Genomic DNA, 24,399 nt, shown 5'->3' with positions numbered 1-24,399 from the left:
GACCGGTAATGGCTGGTATGTGGCAGCAACATGAGGTTTGGGATGGAACGTATACATTAGATGATCTAGCGAATGCGCATGAGATGCTTGCGGTTAAGGCCGAAAACGAGCGGAGGGCGAACGAAGCTGGGAGGGAGGAAAGGCAATGATAGAAACCATTAAAGAGTATCTTGTATCCCTAGGATTTAAGACAGACAATTCCTCCCTCAATGCAGCACAGGCCGCCATGAAGAAAGCTGAGAATTCAGTTGATAGCTTTGCCAATTCAAGCGTCAAGAGTTTTGCCAAGGCCGCTGTGGGAGTCGTGACATTTGTGGCAACCGCGAATCTTGCGCTGGGTAAGTTTATCGTAGAGTTGGCTCAGGCTGATCTACAAACTGAAATGTTTGCACGAAAAATGTGGATGTCCAAGGATGCGGCCAAGGCGTACCAGTCTTCGATCGATGCGCTCGGGGTTAGCGTGAATGATTTGTACCTAAGCACAGAGTTAATGGATAAATACCTTGACCTTAATCGCCAAGCCAGAGACATGGGCGTCCCTGCGGAAGAGTATGATAAGCAAATGCGTGGCGTTCGAGATATAACTTTCCAGTTCCAGAGATTGAAGCTCGAAGGAACGTATGCTTTACAATGGATCGGTTATTATCTGACGAAGTATCTTGCTGGGCCGTTGGGAGATATTAAGGGGTGGCTGACTAAGGTGAACGATGAGGTCCAGAGAACAATGCCAATATGGACCAAGAGGGTTGCCGAAGTTGCCAGTTGGTTCGTTAGACTAGGGAAGGCAGCGTGGAGTATTAGGGATGCATTAGGTGCTGTGGTAGGAGTGCTTGCCGGGTTTAAGATGATAAGCATGCTGACTAATCCGTTAGGGTTGCTTATCTTGGGAATGACAGCGTTACTGCTCTTAGTTGACGATTTCAATACCTTCAAAGACGGCGGGAAGTCAGCATTTCCTAGGCTTTGGGAGTGGGTAGAGAGATTTAAAAAGAGCTTAGAGGACGATGGTACCATAGGTGAATTTAAGAATCTTCTACAGGACGTTTTGGTAGACGTTAAGGAATTCGGAGATTGGCTAGAGAAAATAGGTAAGTCTGATACCTTTAAGAACTTTTTAAGTGATAGCAATGATTTAATCGTAATCTTTTGGCATGGAATTCAAAATACATGGAATTGGTTAATGGACCTTGGAGAGCAATTAAGAGATAGCGGTGCTTTAGATAGTTTTGGAGAATCTCTCGGTGAGGCGTGGGGCAGCGTAGTAGACCTTACAGACGCTATTGGGGACCTACTTAATTCCCTTGGTGGAGAAGGGGGGCTAGGTGATCTTCTTACGTCCGGTATTATTTCAGCATTAAACGTTTTCACAGGAACGCTAGAAGAGATCGCAGGGCTAGTGACAATCATTGCCGGTGGAATCAAGGGGCTAACAACGGGTGATTTCAGTGGCCTAGAAAAAGGTGCTGAATTATTCAGAAAGGGTCTTTCAAGGGCTTTGGATAATCCAATAGGTAAGGCTATTAGAGGTGAGGATTCCAAGGATGAAGCGACTGATAAACTAAAGAAGGCTATGACTCCAAGGTCAAGCCATACGTCTGATTCTGGGGGAGGACCTACCCCCTCATGGAGTTCTTTCAGAGATAGTATACCTGGAGCATCTGACGTATCTACGGTTGACTGGTCTTCCTTAAGGAAAGGCTTCGTGGCCTTTATGAACTCTATCCCAAAAGAGTTCGGTGACATTACTAAGGGCCTGTTTCAGAGCATCAAGGGCTATAGCGATTCAGGATCATTAGCAGGTGTAGGAGCATCCATGAACTATCTTTACCCACAAAACAATACATCCCTGTCCCCCATATCCATGAAACAGACCTATCATATATATGGTGCTTCTAACCCAGAGGCAGTGGCAACAACTGTTAACAGATCCAGTACAGCCATGATGACTAGGACGTTCCAGGGGGTGATCCGATAATGCCTACCCCTCCTCAGGATTTTTCGTTTTATAAATTAACTCAAACATCTGTATATCTTCAATGGTATTCAACGGGAACCGATACGAATTACACAGATATCGTATGCTACCCTCTGTCAGGTACCAACACAATGTCATATTTTGATCCCAACACAGTAGTCTTTAGGCGCCTTAATATCCACACTCCTAATTCTCAATATTATTCTGACATGATAGACGGCTTAACTCCCGGCACGAAATACGTGTGTGCTCTCCATTCTAAATACGATACATCCGGTACAGGAGAAAGTGCTTTAGTGCGCTCACCAGAGTTTACGACTCTTAGCGATTCATCTGGTGATCCTTCAGGTAGTGCACTGGCCCAGCAGCTCGTCTATGTTAAGACAAATATCGCAGGATACTTTTTTGATGCCATCCTGCAGACGAACTATACACGTTCATTGACTATTACCCAGCATCCTGTGGAGACAGGAGCCGCTATCTCAGACCATGCTTATGTAAATCCTGTTGAGCTAACGATGCTGATTGGGATGACAGATTGTGCGACAAGTATTATTCCTGGTCAGTTCGCGCAAGGTAGCTCACGATCGCAAACGGCATTTCAGGTGCTTACTCAGTTACAGAGCCTAAGGATTCCGATGGATGTTATGTCAACAAAATTTGGGCTATTCAAGAACATGCTGATTGAGACAATTGCGGTGCCGGATGATTACACGACAGGCAACGCTCTAAAGGCCACAGTTTCATTGAAGGAAGTCTTCGTGGCCTCAGTTAAGACCGTGAAGACAAGTGCAAGGCCACACGTTACGGATACTACGAATAGAGGGGAGGTTGTGCCACAGGAGCCGAACGCAAGTGCTTTATATCAAATAGAGCAAAACCTCAAGGGATATGTAGATAAAATGCTTGGAAGTTTTAACGCATAGTGAGGGTAGTTAACACACTGATAAATTATATTCTATAACACCACTCTTGTTAATATATGTTATTATAGTAGCAAGGATGGTGCTTTTATGGAAGATGGAATTAAGGGGAAGAAAGCATACGGGAAAATCATAATCATTATCGTGTTGGTTGCTATAAGTTATTCGACTGGAGCTTATGTTGGTTTTCGTAATGGAACAGCAAAGGCACAAGCGCAAGCAGTATCCCCAAAACAGAATATAAATGGTAGTACCTTAAGTTCTATCCCGCAAGGGGAGTATAGGATTGGTAAAGACATATCTGCGGGTGAATATAAGATAATTTCAGACGATAAAAGTTGTTATTTTAAATTATCAAAGGACTCCAGTGGAAATAAGAACAGCATAATTGATAATGGAGCAGTCTATGGACAAAAATATATTACAACTCAGGATAGCCAGTACTTGGAGATTCATTTTGGACATCTTGAAAAAGTAAATTAATGAAACCACCAAACACCTTCGGGTGTTTTTTCTTTATCCTTTTTTAAGGAGGTGCATATAATCTGTGAAAATAATTCCGCTAACATCTGCCCCCTACCAGTCACTTACGACAACAATCCCCGTCGACGGAAAAAACTTAAAATTAAAACTCGGTATATCTTACAATTCGGCGGCAAACTATTGGACTATGTCAATAACGGACCCAAGCACAAGTAATTTAATCTTAGACAATATCCCTTTGCTCACGGGAGGTTATCCAGCAGCGGACTTATTAGGTCAGTTTAAGTATCTCGGATTAGGGAGCGCCACTATCGTTAACGTTGGCAATAGCGTAATGGATAGTCCTGATTCGACGAATCTAGGGACTGATTTTTTACTCGCTTGGGGGGATACCATTGGGTAGTTCTGAATTCGTATCGAGTCTAGTTGCAGGGGCCCAGCAGGGGTACTCCTTATATGGAGTATTACCCTCAATAACCATAGCTCAGGCGATCTTAGAGAGTGGTTGGGGTACCTCATATTGCGCTAACTACGATAAAAACCTCTTCGGAATAAAAATGTCTGGGGCTAAACCTCATGGAATGTCCATAGTTCAAGGTTCTTACGCCACAGATGACGGTGGATACTATAGACGCTATCTGTCATGGTCCGATTCAATGACGGACCATGGCTTCTTTCTTGCGAATAATTCTCGGTATGCAAATATTATCGGGAACACTGATTACGTTTCAGTTGCGAATAACCTGCAGTCTGATGGGTATGCGACGGATCAGGGTTATGCCAACGCTCTCATCTCTACGATAGAAGCCAATAACCTAACAAAATACGATATTGGAAGCTACACGGGCAGGACAATTGATTCTTTCGGCCTAATGAGCAACGAATTGGCGGTTCCGGAAACACAATACGGCATAATCCCGAACAGCACATGGACATCACTCGATGTCCTTTGGGGTAGACGATACCGAATCATTGTTAGTAGTCTTGACGGAGAAAAGGCACTCGATGTATCACAACTAAGGATCACGTTTAATTGTGTTAAGTCGATGCAACTGGAGCCTCAGTTTTCTAGTATCGTGATCTATAACCTTTCACCGAAGTCTGAGAACATACTGATTGAAGAAGGTTTCCGCGTAACGGTTGAAGCTGGGTACGAAGGAAGTCAGTATGGTCTAATCTTTGACGGAGATGTTGTGCAAGCGATCCGGGGTAAAGAGGATGGAACGACGTACACATTAACGCTTGTCGCCGCCGATGCTGATAGGTGGATGAGCTACAGTACCTTAAATTTCTCCATGGTCAGAGGGCAGAACTCTCGTAATGTCATTGAAGGTTGCGCAAGCAAAGCGTCGATACCCTCGGAGCTGGGCAGTATATCTGATTCACTGTCGACATCTAAGCTAACGCGTGGAAAGGTGATTTTTGGACTTACACGAGACTATATTCGGCAAATAGCTCAATCCGAAAACGCAACGGCGTATATCGATGGCGGGAAAGTAAACATCGTTAAGGCGGATGATATTCCAGAGGGCGAAATTATAGATTTATCTGCGGCATCAGGCTTAGTAGACATTCCGAATCAGTCAGATTATGGGATTACTATTCGATGCCTCTTAAATCCTCGAATTAAATGTAACATGTTAGTCCATGTGGACAATACCCTAGTTCGGGCCCAACAATTTGAGCAGGGGCAACAGGTTTATGCGTTAGATCCTGATGGTATTTATCGCGTGATACAGATCACAACCATTGGAGATACGCGTGGTAATGACTGGTATACAGAAGTTGAAACAGTAACGCAAGCCGGTAAGCTTCCGGCCATGGTAGCAAACGGGACGCAATCAGCGTGGTAAGTGAGGTGATAACGTGAGAACAGTCGCGGAGAGAATCAAGAGCGAGTTTGAATTTTACCAACGCATGGGAGAAAAATGGGGAACTGATTTGAGGGTAGCAATGCCCGGGATAGTTCAAAGCTTTGATCCTGTTGAGCAGACCGTAACTGTCCAACCATCAATAAAAGAGAGAATCGTTGATGGGGAAGGAAACGTGAGCATAGTAAACCTACCCTTACTACTCGATGTTCCGATCTCTATCCCAAGGGCCGGTGGATTTGCTTTAACGATGCCCGTAAAGCCAGGTGATGAGTGCCTAGTAATTTTTTCTGATATGTGCATGGATGCATGGTGGTCACAGGGTGGAGTGCAGGTTCAGGCGGAGAAACGCAGACATGACCTGAGCGACGGTTTCGCTATCCTTGGGACATGGAGTCAACCTCGTCGATTAGCGGACTACAGCACGACCTCAGCCCAGCTAAGATCAGAGAATGGCTCATCACTTATCGATATCAAAGACAATGAGATTGATATCGTGTCGAATACAGTGAAGATTAATGGCGTTAATTTCAGTAATCATGTGCACATGGCTCCGGCAGGATTGCCAGCAGGATTGACTAGCGGTCCTAGTTGAGGAGGGGGTGGTTTAAATTAAATATCGTACACTCGACGCTAACGGGGACTACTCCTTTGGTAAGAGTATGCAGGACTTTCTCGCAGATGAGGATGCAGTCGCACAGGCCATAAAGACAAGCCTCCTGCTCTTACGTGGCGAGTGGTGGGAAGATACGGGTGACGGGCTTCCGTTGTTTCAAAATATCTTGGGACAGTCTGGAACTCAAGAGCATTTAACCTCTACAGACTTACTTATTAAGGATCGAATTCTAAGCACCCAAGGTGTTTCACAGATTCAGAGCTTCCAGAGTTCATACGCAAACCGAAGATACAACGTAGAGAATTGCACAGTATTAACAAACACTGGACAGACGGTAACGGTAACGGGGGTGACCTTTTAGATGGCATACTTCGCGCCATATATTGATGCTACGGGACTCCACTGCCCGACCTATCAAGATATCATGGAAGAACAGATCCAACAGGCTAGAGCCATCTATGGACAAGACATTTACCTTGGAACAGACAGTCAAGATTATCAGTATATTTCTACGTTTGCATTAAAAATGAGCGATACATTACAAGCAATTAAGCTTGTCTATGATAGCCGAGGACCGGGAACTGCTATTGGTTCTGGCCTTGATATACTTGTTAAGCTCAATGGGATTAAGAGGAACGGATCTGGGTATTCTGTAGCGACTGAAACACTATCTGGAACGCCCGGTACAGTCATTAATAACGGTGTCGTGCAAGATAAACAAAATTACTACTGGAACCTTCCTCCTAGTGTTGTGATCGGAACAGCAGGGACAGTAGATGCCCAAGTTACTTGTCAAACAGCAGGTCCTATCGCCGCGAATGCCGGAGATATAGACGCTATCGCAACACCAACATATGGGTGGTCCTTAGCAACAAACGCCCTCGCAGCTGTGCAAGGTGTGAATGCAGAAACAGACTCACAGCTAAAAGGAAGACAGTCTATAAGCACATCACAACCAAGTAGAACAGTATTAGAGGGTACCAAGGGCGCTATTGCAGCAGTCAGCGGAGTCACTCGATTTATTGTCTACGAGAACCCCACAAATGACGTTGATACAGATGGTCTTCCCCCTCATAGCATAACGGCAGTCGTCGAAGGCGGATCTGATGCCGACATAGCTCAGGCAATCTTCCTTAAAAAAGGACCAGGATGTCTTGCGAACGGCACGACTGTCGTAAATATTACAGATCAGTTTGGTCAGATTGTACCAATTGGATTTTACAGACCAAGTTATGTTGATATCGATGTGGTAGTAAATGTTAAGCAATTAACGGGATATACCTCAGCAACCACATCCTTAATAAAAACGGCACTCGTGAACTATTTAGACAGTTTATCGATAGGTGATGACCTTCCTGCATCTTCCCTTTGGGGGAGCTCTTTGTCGGCTATGCAGAGCCTGAGTAAGCCTACGTTCTCGATAACCTCCCTAACGCTGGCGAAGCACGGCCTAACTCAGGGGACAGCGGATATCACGATAGGGTTTGACGAAGTGGTGCGGGGGAATAGTTCGTACCTAACTATTAACGTGACATAGGAGGAAGCCATGGCTGACATACAAAGGTATCTTAATCTAGTTACTTCACAGCATCAGAATAAGCCTAAGTTTGCAGCATGGCTATCTGCTCCACTAGGCATACTTGACGATGTAGTATCACTGGCAAAAAGCTTTAATTATTACTTTGACATTGACCTAGCGATTGGAGTTCAGCTCGATACATTAGGCGAAATATTAGGTGTTGAAAGAGCGGTGACGTTTCAGCCAACCACGTTCTATAGCCTTGGAGTTACAGGGGTCACCTACTACAACAACCCTAGCCCAGTACTCGACGATGACGTTTACAGATTGGTGCTTAGGTCTAAAATATTACAAAATATGTGGGACGGTACGTTGCCTAGCCTCTATGAAATGTGGAGCATTCTCTTTAAGGGTGCTTATATTACGGTAAAGGATAATCAAAACATGACGATGGATGTCTCGGTATCCGGTCTATCATCTCAAATGCAAAAAGACTTAATGACGAATGGTTATATTATTCCGAGGCCTGAGGGCGTGGCAGTGAATTATATTTATCTTGGTGATCCGTTTTTCTCGTATGGACTTGATACTGATGATTTTAAGGGTTATGAAGATGGATACTGGGCGCAGTATTTTTAAGGAGGTGTCCTAATGCCTGGAAACAGTAATTTTAAGGTTTTTAATGAAAATTTCTTGGATGCCCAGACCGATGGAGACTATTTAGCGGAAACACAAAGGGTGAATGGATTAACGGCCGGTATTGCGAAGACTAAGATGCATAATAAGTTGTTTAGACAGACCTCAATTATGGTTGCAGCTATTGCCCAAGTGATGGCTAATCAGGGTGCTGTGGTAAGCGATGGAGATTTAGCCGCGTTGGTGTCGGTTATTCAGAGTTCGTTTGAAACTCCGGTAGGAGCACAGAATAAAGTTAACGTCCACGCCTCTAAGACTGATAACCCTCATGTTGTAACGGCTTCACAAACAGGTGCAATCCCGGCAGCTCAAAAAGGCGCAGCGGGAGGAGTTGGAACACTTGATGCTTATGGTAATCCGGTGCAAAAATCCTATGTAACCGGAACATATACTGGGAACGGAGCTAGTTCAAGGTCTATTCCTTTAGGCTTTGCGCCTAGTGCTGTTTACGTCTGCTCTCAAAGAGGTGGAGCGGGGGATAACAACTACTGGTCGGCAAGTTATGAGGGTGGTCTAGCTCTGCCAGGTAGCCCTGTAAGAAGTGGTGTCACACAAAGTTACCCTAATGGTGGTAGCGTGTTAACGCCATGTAATGATCTTTTAGTAAACATAAACGGAAACAGTTTTTATGTTTATTACAACGAGGAAGATACCTCAAGCGGATCAAGCAATTCGTGGTGGAACTATATGGCTACGAATAGATCTGGAACTGTTTACAATTATATAGCCTTTAAGTAAAAGGGGTGACAGTGTGATAATTTTTAAAAACCCAATATCCGTTTTAACAAGAAACGACAAACCGAATGTAAACTGGGCAGGAGAAACAGGCGTTTTTGTAGTAGATGATGCTAGTGAGCTCGGAAAAAAAATCTTATTAGTACAACCTTACTTCGATTTTATCCTTGACTCCAAAGGAAATCTAATCGACATCACACCAACAGGACGTCCTCCTGCGCCGGATCCTGTACCGACACCTCTCGAACTACTCCAAGCCGACAACGCCTCGCTATGGTACGAACTAATGATGGGAGGTATATAAAATGGTATGGTTTGATCGAATTAAGAAGTTTTACGATACGTTTAACAGAGCTGGCGAAAGACTTTGGTCAAAAGAAATGGTTGCCGATGGAGTAGTAGCAGTAAAGGTCACTCCTGAACAATATTTCGAGATCACAGGAGAAGTCTACGTAGCTTAAATAAATCTCAGCAGAACGCCTTGATTGGCGTTATTTTTATGCCTTCACTGACCAAGAAAGGTGGGTCAATATGAAATTACCAATTCCCATTAATAGTGGAATTCCCTACATAGGGAACCTAGACTCTGAGGGTAATCTAGCGATACCAACTGAGCAGTACATTTTAAAAGCGGGTATTTATTTGCCGGTATCCGCAACGAATCCTCTGCCAACGTCATTGTTTTTTGGATTAGCCAATGAGCCTATCCGTAAAACTTTAGTAGCAAACACAGATACACTTTTTACATTCTCAGCTTTATGCAAAAAGTTTGACATCCTAAACATAGGCCCAGGAGATATTTATTATAGAGTTGATGCCGTGCCAACCGTTAATGGGGCCACAAGCATACTTATCCCCGCTGCTATGGGTTATACGGCAGAGGTGCAAGGTACAGTTATCCATGTTATTTCTAGTGTAGCTTCAGTTGTCCAAATTGTGGGGGTGAGGTGATATGGGATTTTTCCCTATAGGTGGAGGTTCCTCAGGATCCAGGAATGGCATAATTACTATCGCTCCTTACAATTGCCTGAGAAAATCAGAGGCACGGTATGTACTTCCTGGCACAGATGATCAAGTTGAGTTGAATAATATCATCGAAGAGTTATGTGGAAACCCAAACGCTCAGTGGAATCAACGATTAGTCCCGAAGGTATTGATGCTAGATGGAGATATTAATGTCTCTGAGCCGGTTATGCTTAAGAATATGCTTTATTTGGAGGGTTCAGGGTACAATACCAGATTCATATTACAAAGCGGTTCAAACAAAGACGTTATGAGAAGCGAAAATTATGATCTATACGGCCATCCTGATGATGTGTTGTATTGCCCGATTCTTAAGCATTTTCAGATCAATGGTAACTATTCTCAAAATCAAGGTGAGGAGCATTATGGAATCCGCATAAAACCTCAGGAATATTTGATGTATCAAGTTATTGTGGATAATTGCTATGGAGGTATGCGCTTAGACGGTGTTGGCAATTATGGTGGGTACCTGAGAGACTGTTTTATCAAAAACAATCATCATATAGGCGCTGTTTTAGGCGGAGATACTACTATGATAGGTTGTAGTATTGGAGGAAATGCCGAATTCGAAGATGTTAAGTATAATTGGGATGCTTGCGGGATTTTGCTCAACGCCTTTAACATCCAACTTTTTGATAATCACTTTGCCTATAATACGGTTGATATTGTCGCAAATTTTGTTGGTGGACTTATGTTTTCCAATAATATGTTCGAAGGAGGAATAGGCGAAAATATTATATTTGGGGGAACTGCTTGGGGTTGTACTATCGCGAATAATCGTTTTGGCGGAAGACCGGGGGCAACAAATGACGGGCACAGAGATAGTATCGCGTTTAGGGGTATGCGTAAAGAGCCGCTGAGTGGAGGATACGGAAACATCATCGCAAATAACAACTTTACCATTAACCCCAATGCTGGTGATGTTGGTTATGGGTATTGCATTTCAGAGTGTGAAAACTGTGACGACAACATGATATCAAATAACCTATTTCTAAATGGGTATTCACAACCAACTCCAATTAAGATTGTCGGAGAAAATACTCAAGCAACCAATAACATGCTATCGCGGGTAGCCCCCATAGGGTTCGATGAACCAGTGTTTACTAATCTGATAACTTACAGCGAGCAACTAGACAATTTGGTTTATTGGTCAAACATTGATATTACAGTTACTAAAAACGCTGTACTGTCGCCAGACGGTAAGAAAACAGCAGACAGATTAGTCTCAAGCATCCCCTATCAAGCGATTAGACAAACTGTAAAAGTCCTACCCAATACAGAATACACATTTAGCTTTTATGTTAGAGATAATGGAAGTTCGGCTGCAAAATATAGCGTGCATGACTTAAGCAATGGTGTAGACATTATTCCCCCGACATCCTACAGACATAAATTGAGACTTGATGGGTTTGTGAGGATATATGAAACCTTTACTACCCCAGAAGGCTGCACCAAACTATATATTTTTCCAGTTCGTGATGCTGGAGACTTGATAGACCTATTTATGTGGGGCGTTCAGTTAAACCAAGGATCGACCGCCTCGGATTATAAAATGACAACCCCTATCGAAGAGTTAGTGTCTGATCCAACGGGAGTCTTAGATTATCCAGCAAATAATAATCTTCTTCTTAGCAGTGAGAATTTTAATAATGCAGAAGTATGGTTTTCTTCGGATGTTGTGGTAACTCCAAATATAGCGTTAGGGTTAAATGGGACTATGACAGCCGATCAATTAACTTCGCCATCGGCCTATCAAGCGTTTAGGCAAGTTATTACAGTATTAGCAGAAACCGATTATACTTTTAGTTTTTACGCACTAAGTAATTCAAGTGCAGAAGCAAAATATAGTGTGTACGACAATACTAACGGAGCAGATATTATTGGAGCGACTTCATACTTAAGTCAATTAAATGAGTCGACATTAACCAGAATTGGAGTTCCATTTACTACTCCAGCCGGGTGCACTAGTATCGGTTTATATATTGTCAGAGATTTGGGTGTTTCGGGGCTAGATCTAACGGTTTGGGGAGCAATGCTAAATGTAGGGTTAACGGCTATGCCTTACCAAACAACTTAATAAGGGAGGGGGGAAGAGATGAGTTTATCTTCGTTACTTCTGCGTTCTAGTGGTGCTATTACTATAGCACCATTTAATTCTTTGCAAAAAAATACAGCTAGAGTTGTGTTAAAGGGCATTAACGACTCAGATGATATTAATAATATAATGGACATGTTACAAAATGGAGGGAAATTACAATTTCTAGACGGAACAATTAATTTACAAACTCCTGTACGTCCTAAGTCAAAAATAAATATTGAAGGTTCTGGTGAATCCACTCTATTTAAAGCTGTTGCGGATATAAACGCTTTTGAAAATACCGAATATATAGAGTGGTTTAATCTATCTGATTTATCTATTGACATGGATAGAGAAAACAATAATTTTGTATCTGGTGGTACAGCACTTCACCTCTCTGTAACACATTCTACCATAAGGCATGTTGATACAAAGAACTCAAAATTTAATCTGAAACTCAACTATGATGATTTCGCCGGAGATAACTCAGGGTTGCTTAATAGGATAGAACACTGTAATTTTCAAGACAGCTCCGAGATTAGCGTATGCTGGGGATGGAGAGTAACTGACTCTTGGTTTTGCTTCAACAATGTAGGCTCACTTGGGGCTAATATGAAAATACAAGGGGCTATCGGCAGATTTATAGGCAACCACTTTGATGGCGGTACTCCTGAGTATAATGTTTACATGCCAGATGGTGCTAGAGCCATGTTATTTGAAGGCAATATATTTGAGCAGGGGTTAAAAGGTTCAATTTATGTTAGCGGATCTGTGTTTGATTTGGTGGTCACATCTAATATCTTCAGCAACGCTGGGTATTTAGACCCCGGAGCAGATGTTATTCACATAGAGGGGCTTATGGACGGTGTGACTAAAAGCAAAAATATAACCCTGAACAGCAACCTATTCAAGAAGAATCCATCCAACCCCTTTGTTAAGCACTGTATAAATATTAAACAGGCTGAGAGCATTTCTATTATGGGTAACAGCTTTGGAGATGGCTATAATACTGCGCAACCTGTTGGGATTGAAACTGCTACAGTTAGTAACTATGAGGTGCTGGGGAACTGTGGCAATAATGGGATTGTTGAGTACTAGAACGAGAAAGAGTTTTGGTTTAGTTCTACCAATCATGAGCACCAGTGTGTATTAGTTGACATTAATACACACTGGTTATATGATTATCTCAAGGAAGTGATTATATGGTAATGAAACGTCAAAACATAACTCTCGACCCAGTAGTATATAAATGTTTCAGCGAGATTGCTGAGAAAAAAGGTATCCAAACATCAACTTGGGTTAATGCCAAGATGAAATCATTCATAGAAGAGGAGGGAGGTAATATGACACCCTTTGATTTAGCAAAAGAGAATGACACTATATACGGGTGCCACATTGACGGCGTATGCGGTACTGAAATGCAAGATTTTTGTGAAGAATTAAAATTACTACTTTTGAAATATGGTATCACCAACATTCAGACATCCCTATCAACCTTAGCGCAAATTTCAATTATCGAGGGCAATCTTTTAGTATTAGGTACAGTAATTAAAGGGAGCGGAGAAATCACGAACCCTAAAGATGAGGGATATGACAATATAAAACTAGCAAAGGAGTATGGTTTGGATGCCTAAAGATGGGTGGAGAGAAAATGGCGATACCTTAGAGTATGTCTGTAAATGTGGGAAGGTTATCTATAGTGGCGATAAAAAAATGCTAAAAGTCATTAAACTAACAAACTATAATTTCACATGTGAATGCGGAGAAAAACACATTATTAATAGCTAGTAATGAAAGGTATTGAACTATTAAAGGAGAATAATTTAGATGCCTAAGGTAAATGTCTATATAGTAATTAAGCAAGAGTACAGTGATACTGATATCGTTAAAGTTTTTAATCAAGAAGATGGGGCAATTGAGTTTATTGAAGAGATGAAATTAACCAGCAATGACGCTTCCGTAACTTACAGTTACGATGAATACGAGGTGATTTAAGTCGTAGTAGACAGCAGATCCGACACAAATAACCTTTGCTAAACTAAATCGAACATCAAGCACCTTGAAACAAGAGGTGTCTTTTTTATGCCCGGGAATCTAAGTCTGAAAAGCGGAGAGGTGACCGCGAAGTAGGGCACCCCGGGCGTTTACAGGTAGCAAACGATAAGAGGTGGAAAGGGGTGGGCGAGTTGGCAGACCCACAAGAAGTCCTGATTGACATACGCGAACGTTTAGTTAGAGTCGAGACTAAGCTCGACAATCAAAACGATCTCAGGGATCGGACCTGCAACGTGGAGGAAAAAGCCACAGAGACAGAGGCTAGATCTAAGTCAAACACTCATCGCATTGATAAGCTGGAAGCAGCCAACACGTGGCTCTGGCGCACGGTTGCAGGATCCATGATTGTTGCCGCTGTCGGAGCGGTAGTGGTTTTTAAGTAGGAGGAGGTGGAATGAATGCTACCACAAAATGATGCCGTCCGGAAACTACTTCGGGTAAAACCGTGGCATGATGCAGGATACAGGGGTAAGGGTAATATAGTTATTCTAGACGGGCCAGAGGGTAAGCCAAGAGCTGGCATGCAACCATACCTTACGGACGTTTTCGGCACCGCTACCGAATCTGGACACGCGTCAAACGTTGCTCAGGTAATCCACGAATTCGCTCCCGACGCCCATATCTACTACCTTGACAGTACCCGAAACAAAGACGCCGTATTTGAGTGGGTCAAGGCCAATAAAGACAGACTTAAGATTAAGTTTATTAATGTCAGTCAAGCTGGTTTACGTGGCATGGAGACTCCAGATTTTTTACGCTACGCTGCCCTAGGTCTAATACTAGTTTGCGCATCCGGAAACGACGACAGCGAGGAATGGATAAGCTACCCAGCTAGATATACGGCGCCTAATTTTATTGCTGTGGGGTCAGCCACCAGAGACGGCAACGGCATAGCGGGCTACAGCAACGAGGGAGAGGGCCTAGATGTCGTTGTGCCTAGTGGAGTCTACATTCAGCGCGAAGATGGGTATGTATGGCCCGTAGACGGTACAAGCTTTTCGTCTCCTACTGTTACGGCTATGCTACATGTTTATGCAGAGTACCTAGAAGACGCGGGTCTACCCGACATGACCCCCGCAGAGGTAGAAGCCTTCGCGCATGGCGTGGCCCTGGACATTTTAACAAAGGGTTATGACATACGGAGCGGGTACGGCCTGCTCGTAATGCCGGAAACTGTACCGGTCACCATCCCAGAGGTAAAGGAGGTCCCACCATTGACCGCAGAGCCTAAAAAACTATATCACGTATTAAGTACTCCCTACCTCAAGCAAGATGAAGCACAGGCCAAGGCTGACGCACTCAGAGCTAAGGGGATCACGACATACTTAGTCCATTCCCTGCAATTCGGAGCGTTTGGAGTAGAGGGAAACGCCGTAAATCAGCAGAATAATTTACTTGAGAACGAGGAAGTTGACACCTACATCGCTCAATACTGAAAGGAGAAAACCATGGATAAGCCAAACATTAAGTGGATCGGATCGCCAAACTACAGTGATCCAAAGGGTTATAAAATGATTGCCATCGTAGACCACATCATGGCCGGGACACTAATCGGTACTGACTCGTGGTTTTCCAATCCGTCAAGTGGAGTTAGTTCACATTTCGGAGTAGGGAAGAACGGTGATATTCACCAGTACGTCGATTTGAGATATCCAGCATGGGCAAACGGTGTCGCTAATAAGCCTGATTGGTCACTGTTGAAGTCCGGCGTGAATCCGAACCATTATACGGTCAGCATTGAGCACGAGGGCGAAAGTGGGGACGTAATGCCCGAAAAGCAGTATCAAGCGACTCTTGCTCTGCATCGGTGGCTGATCGAGACGCTGGGGATCCCGGTGACTCGGGATAATATCATTGGCCATTACCGGATTGACTCGGTTAATAAGTCAAATTGTCCAGGTGCAGGATTTCCTTGGGATCGACTATCTAAAGATTTGAAAGGGGAGGATGACGTGTTGGGTGTAGCAGTTTTGTTAAATACCAAGGATGATTTTTGGGCGGGGGCCGATGTGTCTGTCAAGAATGGCAATTGCGCAGTATTTGTGCGGGGAGAGGATCGGTCCGTACCGAAGGATGCTAAGAGCGCTGAGAAGTTATTCGTGATCGGCGGGGCAACGGTGGGGCACCCGAACGAGGTTTTGCTATCCGGGAACGACAAGTACGATACTGCTGCAGCTGTTAAGAAGTATTTAGGGTAAGCAAATTAGCAAGCGCTTGCCAATTTAAAATGAGGAGGAATTAACATGCCGTCAGATTTATTTACAACAAGTTATCTAGGAAGCTATGCTGGACTCGTGGCCGTGACCTTTCTATTAGTGCAATTTTTCAAGGAGCCGATGCAGAAATATCTAGGTGACTGGTGGATCCGGCTCTTGGCTGTGGTATTTGCGTTGGCGATCCAACTATTTACCTTGTTTGTGTCTGGCAATTTTACAGTTGAGGCGATCGGGCTTGCCGTGCTTAACTCGTTCCTTGTGGCGATCACCGCAGCAGGGGCACACAATATTAGTCAACCAACAACTCAACTTACGGTAAGCACACTTGAAGACTATGAGCCAATTATTTATAAGGCACAAGTAGTAGATGTCAGTCCGCCAATCATTACGCCACAACCTACGACTTCGACTGATAGCGATCCAACAGCACAAGCAGCTCAAGTTTAATATACTTTTGACACAACAAAAGGCCTCTCTCCTTGATTGGAGGGAGACCTTTTTTTGCGTTATACGGGTTTAACACATTCTTTACATAAAGTTAATCGAGAGACAACAAATAGGGAGTATGATCAATGTATAGCAAGACCACGTACGTTTACGGTTGAAATATAGACCAACTTCTCATGCCTTTCCCTCCTAGTGAAGTGCTGGAGAGGGATTCCCTGCATATAACGAAGGCCTCTCTCCTTAATTGGAGGAGGCTTTTTTGCGTTTATAGGAGCTTCTCCTAATTTATCCCACAGAGAATTTATTTTACATACCGGCAGTATTCGACATAAATAGTACAAGAAGTATGAGATACTATTTAAAAATAATACTTTGTAATAATAGTACTGCTGTTTTTAGGAGGAATTAATGATGGATCTGAAAATTGTTTCTTGTAAACTTAATGCAAATTTGAATCTAGGTTCAATAAGTGAAAAAAGACTAGTCTTGCTTGATGAACTACTAATGGCAAAATATTCTCAAAAGCAAATGATAGCGTTAGGGATATACGCTTATATAAATCCTGTTAAAAAATCCGCTATAGTTGTGGGGTCTGGACAAATAAATATAAATATAGACTCAGAAGACATCTTAAAAAATTTAAGTGGCTCGATTCCTGAGTATATTGAGCTTTACAATGCCATTACGAACGCGTTTACTATAGATAATATCGTTGATTCAATAGAAATTGATTTTGGTGGACTTGTTGATAGCCTTGAAAAGGGGAAAAGAGCTGCGGCAATTAAGTCTAGCCAAAAGTTTACTACTCTAAATAAAAAAGCATTCGAAACTATGTTTCCCAACTTAGTGGGCGTAGGTCTTAGATTTATTGACGATAACGATAAATTCCTTCTTGATGCCAAGATAGAACCATTTTTAGGCGACTTATCGAAATTCTATCTTGGTTTTAACGTTAAGTCTAAACAAAAAATGTCGACGAAAGAGTTAGAAGAAGTAATACTAGCACAAATAACAAAGTTTGAGATTTTCTTTGGTTTTGCAAAGGATAACTTTTTGATATAAAATGGATATAGGGGGAGCCCAATGTTTGGTTACATTAATGGGACAGCAGCCTTAGCACGGAATAGGAGCCAGGAGTTTGATTTAACTGAGGATTATTCTAAAGTTATTTCCTCAAAGGAAGATTATTCAACGGCTTTAATTACCAAGTTGAAATTTGAACAGATCGCAGATATATTGGGGGATCATGCTTCGTCTTTATACTTGCAACCTCTTGACGATTCTTATAATAACGGCACAATAATTCATTTAACCGGTATAGAAGGTCTATCACAAAGTATCCAGCCTAGTCTTCACCTTATTAGTAATACAAATAACACAAATATTTTAAAAAAAGAAAATCAGCAACTGCAATTATTGGTATCAAAATACCAAATGGAAGCATATGATTTAACACAAAAGCTTTCTACTGCAATGAGTCTTAATGGATCTATAACAGCGGAATTAGCTGAAAAGGGTGAAATGATTATGGAAATAACTAATTCAAAACCCTTCTCAACAATAATGGGGATTGGGATCATGTGTATAATTATCGGTTTTATTTCTGCATTAACTACTAAGATGCTAGGCATTGGCCTTTTCTTAGTAGGTTTTGTAGCGTTGTTTTTCGGTACTTATTGTATGTGGAAGTTTAAAAATATAACTATAATAAACCCAAATACTTCAATACTAGGGATGTTTGGCTCAGTATTCCTTCTAATAACTATGATATTTGGTTTTGTAGTTTATTAATAAATAATTGGGGGTTTCTTGTGGAGATCATAATACATCCTATCGAGAGCCTATCATCCATGGCAATAATTTTTGCTACGTTAGAATTCGGTAGCCTCATTGGTTTATTGAATGCATTTTTTGGATTAATTTTAATATTTTATATTATTGGTGATTTTGTAAAAGATATTTTAAAACGAATAATGGATTGGGTTGCCTATGCTATTATAAGTCGCAGTAATCCGAATAAAGCGATTGATCAGATTACCTTGCCAAAAGGTAGTAAGCTCCAGTTTGTAATGCTTTTGTGCACCTTCTTTTTATTGTGCATATATATGGTAGGATACTTTAAAGGAACTATTTAGTAATTAGGATACCCCAGTACGCGTCGGGGATCTGTTTACTCAGAAACTATGCAGAGAGCCCAACACCATAAAAATCCCCTCAACCCCAATCACAGTCCAGATTTCACATTATCCGGAGGGGCTATCATCATGCTCAAAACTAACGAAACCCTCGGCAAAAACATAGCCCACTACCGAAAAAGGCGTAACCTGACCCAAGTAAACCTAGCCACGAGTATTGGAATTCGTCCTAGACATCTCAGTGATATAGAAACTGGACGAAAGGTTCCGCAGATACAAACGATCGCAAGGTTGGCCGCGGGGCTAGGGGTTTCGATAGATGAGTTGGTAGGAAAATGTTGAGGTCCTTACTATTATGGTAAGGGCCTTTATATTTTCGTGGGACAGGTTTCCCGTAATTTTGCGAGGAAGTCGTGAGATAATTAGTCCATCTAACGGTGATAGGAGATAGTAAATGTATACAAATGGCAATGTGCTAAATGAAATGCAATTGAACCATGAAAAATCACTAACTGCACTTAACGCTTTCTGTAAGTTATGTGATGACTATCTCACAGAGAACGAGATTCCTGATAATGATTTGGCGGATGTTACAATGTTTATGCTGGCCAAGTTTTACAAAACCCTATTAGCTTTTAGACTTCTTATAGTTTCTGGGTTTGAAGAAGATGCAAGTATTTTGTTGCGTACTTTACTGGAAAATTTAATAAATCTCGTATATATCTCAGAGAAACCGCAGGACAGGATCAAGTTGTTTATCGAGTTTGACCATATCATAAGAAAAAGAATTCTCGATAGATTTGAAAGGAATTATCCTGAAGAAGTAATTGATGATAATGTTAGAAATTCTATATTACAAAACTATGAACTTGTTAAGGATAATTATAAACCAAAAACGAGTTGGAGAAGAATGGATATAATGACAAACAATTTAGAGGACACACAGGCTAAATATTGGTACGACATTGTTTATAGTATTGAATCCTCGTACGTACATAGCAATGTTAGATCATCCTTAAAACTCATTCAAAAGTTAGATGGTAAAAAAGTTGTAAAAGTTGGTCAATTTCCATTCAAGGCCACTGATATAATCTCTAAGTCGATCGAGTTAACAAGAGGAATGTTATTGCAAGTTACCCAAAATTGGTCAATGGATTCACAGGAGATAATTAATGCGTGGGAAAAAAGCAAGTTGTTGATTGATGATGAGTTTTCTAGGTAGGGGGCTCTGAGCACCATGACATAATATTGGTATTTACGAAGCATTTTAATATAGATCAAAATAGCGGGGTGATCCCATGAAAATCCTCTCAACCCCCATCGAAGTCCTAGCTTGGTTCGAGAACGGCACGCCTCACCCGATCTTCAAGTGTCAGAGTATACCCAAAACTTACCTGTACTAATTTGCTCATTTTAAGCTATAATAAGAACAAATGTTCTTATTAGGAGCGAATGTATGTATGAAAGTAGTGGCAGAGCTCGTGGAAATGGTCTGCTGGTTTGATCTAAACGGTAAACCTCACCCAGTCCGATTCCGGCATAAAGGTTCTGTTGTCAAAGTCCAACAGGTTATCCACACAACTGAAGAGAAGCTCGCAGGCAATCGTATGCTGTGCTTTCGCTGCCAGAGCGAAGTGGACGGAGTCATGAAGGTGTTTGAGTTGAAGTATGAGCTGCAGACTTGCAAATGGATGTTGTGGAAGATGTAGGTATTAAGATTAGGACGAAGGTGGTAATAAAACCGCCTTCGTCCTTTTACTCAGTAAACACTTGATGGTCCTAATCAATCTTAATAAGGCTCTTATAATTCGGTTAATAATTCCCGGTGAGATTGGCTTGGGAGGCATAAACCATCCCTCCTTACATGTGACTGTTAACACAGTCCATAAGACCAAGACCTGAAGAGAGAAAACTATAGGGATTTAGAGGTTCAAAAAGGAGAGTCTGCCCGGCTACCCTTTTTGGAGTGAATAAAATGCCTGTTATCGCATCTGATGTATTGTATGCTTGCTTGTCCAAAAATGTTACGAATCTTGTGGGGGATCTGCCGGAGCATAAAAAAGACGCCGGGGATTAACCGGCGTCTTGTCACATCTTCTGGGACAGGGACATATAGTATAGTGTGGTGGATCATAGAGATGGTTGGTTGTAGTATCGATTATCGTGATATCCCGTTTACAGAAACCCGGTGTGTGGGGGCACCGGGTTTCTGCTTTTAAGGAGAGCTTAGTTGCTCTCCTTTTTGCTTGTTTCTAGCTTAATCTCATGGACATCTTTCTCGATCTGCCTCACTGACTCGATCAGCCCCGCGTGTGCTTGCTGAACTCCGTTCCGGACAGCTGTTTTTATGATGTAGTAGAAGAGGGCTAGACTGAGGAACCAAAGGATCAGAAAGAGGATGAAGTTAGGGAATAGGAATGTGTCGCGCATGGAATCATCCTTTCTCCTTACTGAGGTGGATTACAGACGCTACATGGACCGTAACCACTCTTTGCGTCCGATAAGCTAATTGGAATTTTACTCTTTGATAAGTACCTGCAACCGTCTCTATGATACTTTGCTCCGGTTTTAGTTATGTATACTGTTACAGCTTGAGGAGTTTGTTTTTGGGCTGGCGCAGGAGTTACAATCGGTGGAGCGACGGGAGCGGGAGCGGGAGCGGGAGCTACGACCTTTTGAGTGGTAGGAGTAGGGGCGGGAGTTACGACAGGAGTTGTGGCAGGCGCTTCAACAATCACCGGTACAGGGGTTGGCGTAGTAGCTTCTGGAGTAGGGGCAGCATCCTTTATAACAGGTGTATCCGGTTGTACTTGCGTTTTAACCTGTTGTGACTCCTCAGTTTTGACGGGGCTAGTGGTTGGTACGGAATTACTAGAGCATCCGTTGATAGTTAATAATAGTGCGATAAATACACCTACAATTTTCACATTCCATGAACCTTTCAAATGATTCACCCCTTTTCTTAATTTTCTTATAAATTCAATATTGTAAATCAAATCCCTTCCATGTGACAGGATTAATGGTTTTGCGACCTTTAAACATAAAAAATAAGACCCCTTGGCGTAATGCCGGGAGTCTTATCGGCGGCGTTGTATGCTACTGTTCTCTCGCCATCGCATCGAGTATCTCTAGATAATTACTTTCTGACTTACATTTCGGACATATTAAACTGTTAGAATCCTTAGGTTTACCCATGAAGCTAAAGCTCGCTGAGCAGGATGTAGTTTTTACGGCCATCGTTACCCACTGGTCAACTCGTGTGACTTCAGAGCAGTGTGGGCATTTAATAGATAGTAATTCTAGGTTGTCGTTTTCGTCCATCGACACGTCATCACCTCTCGGTTAGTTTACCATATTGTTCCGTCATTTAAATGTCGTAATATGACTTATAATGCTAAAAGAGGTAACAGTTTCAGTAGCATCAGGGCCGCCCCACCGAGCATAAGCGTATTTCCAACTGCCTTAGCTGCTTCGGGGGTAGCCTCAGGTGCAGGCGCTTCATCAGGGAGTAACGTTAGTTTTTTATCTGATGGAGCAGGTACCTTGGAGTTCTTGTTAGTTTCCTTGATGAGATCACCGCTAGTAAGGTTTTTCTTAACGGTGTCCATGAACTTCCTGAACGAGTCATTGTCTTTAAAATGTTCTCCCACGTCTACTTTGATCTCCTCTGTCACATCGCCCACTGTGCGCTTGTAAACGAAACTATCCTTAGGCGGGGAAGTTGCCTTTTGTGGCGCGAGTTCTTTGGGGGGAGTAGCTGTCAGTTTATTCTTTATCCGGTAAACGATGTACTTTCCTAACTTATCACCTATCATGCTAGATCCCATCATGTACCCTTGGTTTTCGGGTATGCCTACGACTACCATTTTGTTACTTAAGATCGTGGTCCATGCTGCCAAGGGGTAAGCGCCCATCTCTGGGGTTGACTCTAGCCAGAACAATCCTGTGACTTCCACGGGGTTATTGTTTGCATATGGGTATAGATACGTTAGAGGTTTATTGGATGCGCTAGCGGAGATGGGGTTAGCGATGGTGTAGCCGGAGATGATGAGCAGGATGGAGAGGGCTAGGGTGCGCTTGATGGACTGCTTACGCAATACAATGAACATAGTATTCACGCTCCTTCACTTTCTTAGATACTGCATCGGATCAACAGCCTTACCCGAGTACCGCACTTCAAAATGCAGATGTGGCCCAGTTGAATTACCCGTGTTTCCTGATAATGCAATAACATCCTTATCAAAAACATTCTTACCACGCTGTGTCTTAAGTTCTGAGCAATGAGCATACAAGGTTTGGAATCCTCCGCCGTGATCGATTAATATATAGTTTCCATAAATACCTGACGAGTCCACGCCAGCTTCGCGGATCCGTCCTTCTCTGGCAGCTAAGATGGGTGTTCCAGCTTCGACAGCGAAGTCTATGCCGTGATGATCGGGCGGAGAGAATTTCTGCGTAATCTCTTTTGACTTCAGGGGCCATTCTAGGTGACCACCACTAAATATTTCAGAGAACGTGCGACCGGGTAGCTTTGCTTTGGATCCGAAATTTATGATTGGGGAGTTTTCAACGTTCTCTATGGAGTCGTTAACTTTATTTCGCGTGTTGCCGACCACGTTGAGTGCGTCAGTCAGCCCTCTGACGTCTTGCTGGACTTCCTCGTAGTGACCGTTTACCCTGGCTAGGGCTGGTCCAGCGTGCTCAAAGGTAATAACGATAATCAACAAGGCTATTGGTAGGTTAATTACCCTGGCGGAACGCCTACCCTGAAACATTGTCATTAGCGCGGAAAGTAGGAACCAAAAGATAACTATGGAGACCACCTTTACGAACCAATCCATGCTACCCCCCTCCTAGTTTAGATAATTTCCTTTTGCTAGATCATTTAAGGCGATTAGCACTTTAATGAGTAAACCGATTGAAGCTAGGAGTTGGATGCTTTTTACTGCTCTCTTAACCGTATTGATCGCATCAGGATACCCAGAGAGCACGACAACAGTTTCAGCAGCCATACCAAGAATTGTTATTACTGCAATCCCCATAATGACCTGCCCATAGCCCTGAGAGTATACCCAATCGAATCCTCCCTTTAGGCCCATGTTACTAGCCTCCTTGCTTCTTCGAGCACTGGGTAATGATCCACTCTAGACTAAATATCTGAAAATCTAATCCATGTCGATTGTTCTCGCTGATCTTTTTCTTGATCTTCTCTTTAGATCCGGTAGTCACCACGTAGATACTAGGGAATCCGTCCGTGTGTTGGCGCCACCATGCAGATTTCATTCCAGTTTCAAAGAGATCGTTGTACTTCTTTACTTTCTTACCGAAATCATTTCCACTTTCAGCGCGATCGAATTCCAGGAAGAAGAACCATAGTGATTTGTCCCTAGCTTGCACGACCAAAAACGCATCTGGTTTTATAATTTTATAATCAACTTCGAAGTCAACTTGATAAATAACATCACCTTTAATCCTCTTGCCGTACTTCTCGAACCATATGACGATCCAGTTAACACCTAAACGATGCTCGATGTGAGATTGTGGCCTTTTGTCTAAGAAGTAGAAATTAGGTTCACTTATAGAATATCGTCCAGGTGGCTTAATGGCCTTGCGCTTCACTAGCATCCT

At 42.6% G+C, this 24,399-nt stretch carries 36 protein-coding genes; 29 read left to right on the top strand and 7 right to left on the bottom strand.

The genetic code is table 11. From position 1 onward, the window contains the following. Positions 1 to 8 precede the first annotated feature (8 nt). The 29 genes from E4K67_RS31635 to E4K67_RS22295 all read left to right on the top strand — a co-directional run bounded on the left by E4K67_RS31635 (position 9) and on the right by E4K67_RS22295 (position 20,480). Positions 9 to 149, top strand: a complete 141-nt coding sequence (locus E4K67_RS31635) for a DUF6889 family protein (protein ID WP_158408551.1) — start codon at positions 9 to 11, stop codon at positions 147 to 149. Next, a complete protein-coding gene (locus E4K67_RS22420) occupies positions 146 to 1,975 on the top strand; it encodes a phage tail tape measure protein (RefSeq protein WP_135550824.1) in 1,830 nt (609 codons plus the stop codon). Before E4K67_RS31635 ends, E4K67_RS22420 begins: the two co-directional genes overlap by 4 nt. Further along, positions 1,975 to 2,901 carry a fibronectin type III domain-containing protein gene (locus E4K67_RS30270; protein ID WP_199242631.1) on the top strand — a complete coding sequence of 309 codons (927 nt, stop codon included), beginning with the start codon at positions 1,975 to 1,977 and terminating at the stop codon, positions 2,899 to 2,901. Before E4K67_RS22420 ends, E4K67_RS30270 begins: the two co-directional genes overlap by 1 nt. An 87-nt stretch (positions 2,902 to 2,988) precedes the next feature. Beyond that, positions 2,989 to 3,381, top strand: a complete 393-nt coding sequence (locus E4K67_RS22410; protein ID WP_135550822.1) for a hypothetical protein — start codon at positions 2,989 to 2,991, stop codon at positions 3,379 to 3,381. Between the two features lie 64 nt (positions 3,382 to 3,445). Continuing rightward, on the top strand, positions 3,446 to 3,784 hold the full coding sequence (locus E4K67_RS22405; RefSeq protein WP_135550820.1) for a phage baseplate plug family protein: 339 nt from the start codon (positions 3,446 to 3,448) through the stop codon (positions 3,782 to 3,784). Then, on the top strand, positions 3,777 to 5,234 hold the full coding sequence (locus E4K67_RS22400; protein ID WP_158408550.1) for a glycoside hydrolase family 73 protein: 1,458 nt from the start codon (positions 3,777 to 3,779) through the stop codon (positions 5,232 to 5,234). The genes E4K67_RS22405 and E4K67_RS22400 overlap by 8 nt, the downstream gene beginning before the upstream one ends. A gap of 13 nt (positions 5,235 to 5,247) precedes the next feature. Then, on the top strand, positions 5,248 to 5,847 hold the full coding sequence (locus tag E4K67_RS22395; protein WP_243454585.1) for a Gp138 family membrane-puncturing spike protein: 600 nt from the start codon (positions 5,248 to 5,250) through the stop codon (positions 5,845 to 5,847). 16 nt (positions 5,848 to 5,863) lie between these two features. Continuing rightward, the gene (locus E4K67_RS22390; RefSeq protein WP_135550816.1) at positions 5,864 to 6,229 is read left to right on the top strand and encodes a contractile injection system sheath initiator; all 366 of its coding nucleotides are present in this window, start codon (positions 5,864 to 5,866) and stop codon (positions 6,227 to 6,229) included. Next, the gene (locus E4K67_RS22385) at positions 6,230 to 7,405 is read left to right on the top strand and encodes a baseplate J/gp47 family protein (RefSeq protein ID WP_135550814.1); all 1,176 of its coding nucleotides are present in this window, start codon (positions 6,230 to 6,232) and stop codon (positions 7,403 to 7,405) included. Positions 7,406 to 7,414: 9 nt separating this feature from the next. Next, positions 7,415 to 8,026, top strand: coding sequence for a baseplate wedge 1 family protein (locus tag E4K67_RS22380; RefSeq protein ID WP_135550812.1), 612 nt, complete (start codon positions 7,415 to 7,417; stop codon positions 8,024 to 8,026). A gap of 12 nt (positions 8,027 to 8,038) precedes the next feature. After that, entirely contained in the window at positions 8,039 to 8,821 is a 783-nt protein-coding gene (locus tag E4K67_RS22375) for a hypothetical protein (protein ID WP_135550810.1), read from the top strand. A 13-nt stretch (positions 8,822 to 8,834) separates the two neighbouring features. Continuing rightward, complete coding sequence (locus tag E4K67_RS22370) at positions 8,835 to 9,122, top strand: hypothetical protein (RefSeq protein ID WP_135550809.1); 288 nt, start codon at positions 8,835 to 8,837, stop codon at positions 9,120 to 9,122. Between the two features lies 1 nt (position 9,123). Continuing rightward, a complete protein-coding gene (locus E4K67_RS22365; RefSeq protein WP_135550807.1) occupies positions 9,124 to 9,279 on the top strand; it encodes an XkdX family protein in 156 nt (51 codons plus the stop codon). Positions 9,280 to 9,349: 70 nt separating this feature from the next. Beyond that, complete coding sequence (locus E4K67_RS22360) at positions 9,350 to 9,769, top strand: hypothetical protein (RefSeq protein ID WP_135550805.1); 420 nt, start codon at positions 9,350 to 9,352, stop codon at positions 9,767 to 9,769. Position 9,770: 1 nt separating this feature from the next. Beyond that, entirely contained in the window at positions 9,771 to 11,918 is a 2,148-nt protein-coding gene (locus tag E4K67_RS22355; RefSeq protein ID WP_135550803.1) for a right-handed parallel beta-helix repeat-containing protein, read from the top strand. An 18-nt stretch (positions 11,919 to 11,936) separates the two neighbouring features. Next, positions 11,937 to 13,016 carry a hypothetical protein gene (locus E4K67_RS22350; protein WP_135550801.1) on the top strand — a complete coding sequence of 360 codons (1,080 nt, stop codon included), beginning with the start codon at positions 11,937 to 11,939 and terminating at the stop codon, positions 13,014 to 13,016. Positions 13,017 to 13,120: 104 nt separating this feature from the next. After that, positions 13,121 to 13,552 carry a hypothetical protein gene (locus E4K67_RS22345; RefSeq protein WP_135550799.1) on the top strand — a complete coding sequence of 144 codons (432 nt, stop codon included), beginning with the start codon at positions 13,121 to 13,123 and terminating at the stop codon, positions 13,550 to 13,552. Then, positions 13,545 to 13,706: a hypothetical protein gene (locus E4K67_RS29890; RefSeq protein WP_158408549.1), complete on the top strand. Its 162-nt coding sequence runs from the start codon at positions 13,545 to 13,547 to the stop codon at positions 13,704 to 13,706. Before E4K67_RS22345 ends, E4K67_RS29890 begins: the two co-directional genes overlap by 8 nt. A 39-nt stretch (positions 13,707 to 13,745) precedes the next feature. Then, positions 13,746 to 13,913 carry a hypothetical protein gene (locus E4K67_RS29885; RefSeq protein WP_158408548.1) on the top strand — a complete coding sequence of 56 codons (168 nt, stop codon included), beginning with the start codon at positions 13,746 to 13,748 and terminating at the stop codon, positions 13,911 to 13,913. Positions 13,914 to 14,104: 191 nt separating this feature from the next. Continuing rightward, positions 14,105 to 14,356 (top strand): hemolysin XhlA family protein, encoded by a 252-nt coding sequence (locus tag E4K67_RS22340; protein ID WP_135550797.1) that lies wholly within the window; start codon positions 14,105 to 14,107, stop codon positions 14,354 to 14,356. Between the two features lie 15 nt (positions 14,357 to 14,371). Continuing rightward, positions 14,372 to 15,409: a S8/S53 family peptidase gene (locus E4K67_RS22335; RefSeq protein WP_135550795.1), complete on the top strand. Its 1,038-nt coding sequence runs from the start codon at positions 14,372 to 14,374 to the stop codon at positions 15,407 to 15,409. Positions 15,410 to 15,421: 12 nt separating this feature from the next. Then, on the top strand, positions 15,422 to 16,171 hold the full coding sequence (locus E4K67_RS22330; RefSeq protein ID WP_135550793.1) for an N-acetylmuramoyl-L-alanine amidase: 750 nt from the start codon (positions 15,422 to 15,424) through the stop codon (positions 16,169 to 16,171). Positions 16,172 to 16,216: 45 nt separating this feature from the next. Next, positions 16,217 to 16,636, top strand: a complete 420-nt coding sequence (locus E4K67_RS22325; RefSeq protein WP_135550791.1) for a hypothetical protein — start codon at positions 16,217 to 16,219, stop codon at positions 16,634 to 16,636. Between the two features lie 408 nt (positions 16,637 to 17,044). Then, positions 17,045 to 17,698, top strand: coding sequence for a hypothetical protein (locus E4K67_RS22320; RefSeq protein ID WP_135550789.1), 654 nt, complete (start codon positions 17,045 to 17,047; stop codon positions 17,696 to 17,698). Positions 17,699 to 17,719: 21 nt separating this feature from the next. Further along, positions 17,720 to 18,427, top strand: a complete 708-nt coding sequence (locus E4K67_RS22315) for a hypothetical protein (RefSeq protein ID WP_135550787.1) — start codon at positions 17,720 to 17,722, stop codon at positions 18,425 to 18,427. Between the two features lie 20 nt (positions 18,428 to 18,447). Continuing rightward, on the top strand, positions 18,448 to 18,771 hold the full coding sequence (locus E4K67_RS22310) for a hypothetical protein (protein WP_135550785.1): 324 nt from the start codon (positions 18,448 to 18,450) through the stop codon (positions 18,769 to 18,771). A gap of 129 nt (positions 18,772 to 18,900) precedes the next feature. Further along, on the top strand, positions 18,901 to 19,113 hold the full coding sequence (locus tag E4K67_RS22305; RefSeq protein ID WP_135550783.1) for a helix-turn-helix domain-containing protein: 213 nt from the start codon (positions 18,901 to 18,903) through the stop codon (positions 19,111 to 19,113). 112 nt (positions 19,114 to 19,225) lie between these two features. Further along, positions 19,226 to 19,993: a DUF5677 domain-containing protein gene (locus E4K67_RS22300; RefSeq protein WP_135550781.1), complete on the top strand. Its 768-nt coding sequence runs from the start codon at positions 19,226 to 19,228 to the stop codon at positions 19,991 to 19,993. A 211-nt stretch (positions 19,994 to 20,204) separates the two neighbouring features. Beyond that, positions 20,205 to 20,480, top strand: coding sequence for a hypothetical protein (locus E4K67_RS22295; protein WP_243454584.1), 276 nt, complete (start codon positions 20,205 to 20,207; stop codon positions 20,478 to 20,480). 517 nt (positions 20,481 to 20,997) lie between these two features. Here E4K67_RS22295 and E4K67_RS22290 read toward each other — a convergent pair. The 7 genes from E4K67_RS22290 to E4K67_RS22260 form a co-directional block, all read right to left on the bottom strand. Next, positions 20,998 to 21,201, bottom strand: coding sequence for a hypothetical protein (locus tag E4K67_RS22290; protein ID WP_135550778.1), 204 nt, complete (start codon positions 21,199 to 21,201; stop codon positions 20,998 to 21,000). Between the two features lie 17 nt (positions 21,202 to 21,218). Then, on the bottom strand, positions 21,219 to 21,716 hold the full coding sequence (locus E4K67_RS30780) for a hypothetical protein (RefSeq protein ID WP_243454583.1): 498 nt from the start codon (positions 21,714 to 21,716) through the stop codon (positions 21,219 to 21,221). Positions 21,717 to 21,867: 151 nt separating this feature from the next. Next, complete coding sequence (locus E4K67_RS22280; protein WP_135550776.1) at positions 21,868 to 22,098, bottom strand: hypothetical protein; 231 nt, start codon at positions 22,096 to 22,098, stop codon at positions 21,868 to 21,870. A 59-nt stretch (positions 22,099 to 22,157) separates the two neighbouring features. Beyond that, on the bottom strand, positions 22,158 to 22,880 hold the full coding sequence (locus tag E4K67_RS22275; RefSeq protein WP_135550774.1) for a hypothetical protein: 723 nt from the start codon (positions 22,878 to 22,880) through the stop codon (positions 22,158 to 22,160). Positions 22,881 to 22,895: 15 nt separating this feature from the next. Next, on the bottom strand, positions 22,896 to 23,612 hold the full coding sequence (locus E4K67_RS22270) for a M23 family metallopeptidase (protein WP_135550773.1): 717 nt from the start codon (positions 23,610 to 23,612) through the stop codon (positions 22,896 to 22,898). A 12-nt stretch (positions 23,613 to 23,624) separates the two neighbouring features. Beyond that, positions 23,625 to 23,870: a hypothetical protein gene (locus E4K67_RS22265; protein ID WP_135550772.1), complete on the bottom strand. Its 246-nt coding sequence runs from the start codon at positions 23,868 to 23,870 to the stop codon at positions 23,625 to 23,627. A gap of 4 nt (positions 23,871 to 23,874) precedes the next feature. Continuing rightward, a complete protein-coding gene (locus tag E4K67_RS22260; RefSeq protein ID WP_158408547.1) occupies positions 23,875 to 24,396 on the bottom strand; it encodes a replication-relaxation family protein in 522 nt (173 codons plus the stop codon). Positions 24,397 to 24,399: the final 3 nt, after the last annotated feature.

Source organism: Desulfosporosinus fructosivorans (genome assembly GCF_004766045.1).
Classification (GTDB): Bacteria; Bacillota; Desulfitobacteriia; order Desulfitobacteriales; family Desulfitobacteriaceae; genus Desulfosporosinus; species Desulfosporosinus fructosivorans.
The sequence above is the reverse complement of the archived record's forward strand: the minus strand, read 5'-3'. Positions and strand labels throughout refer to the sequence as shown.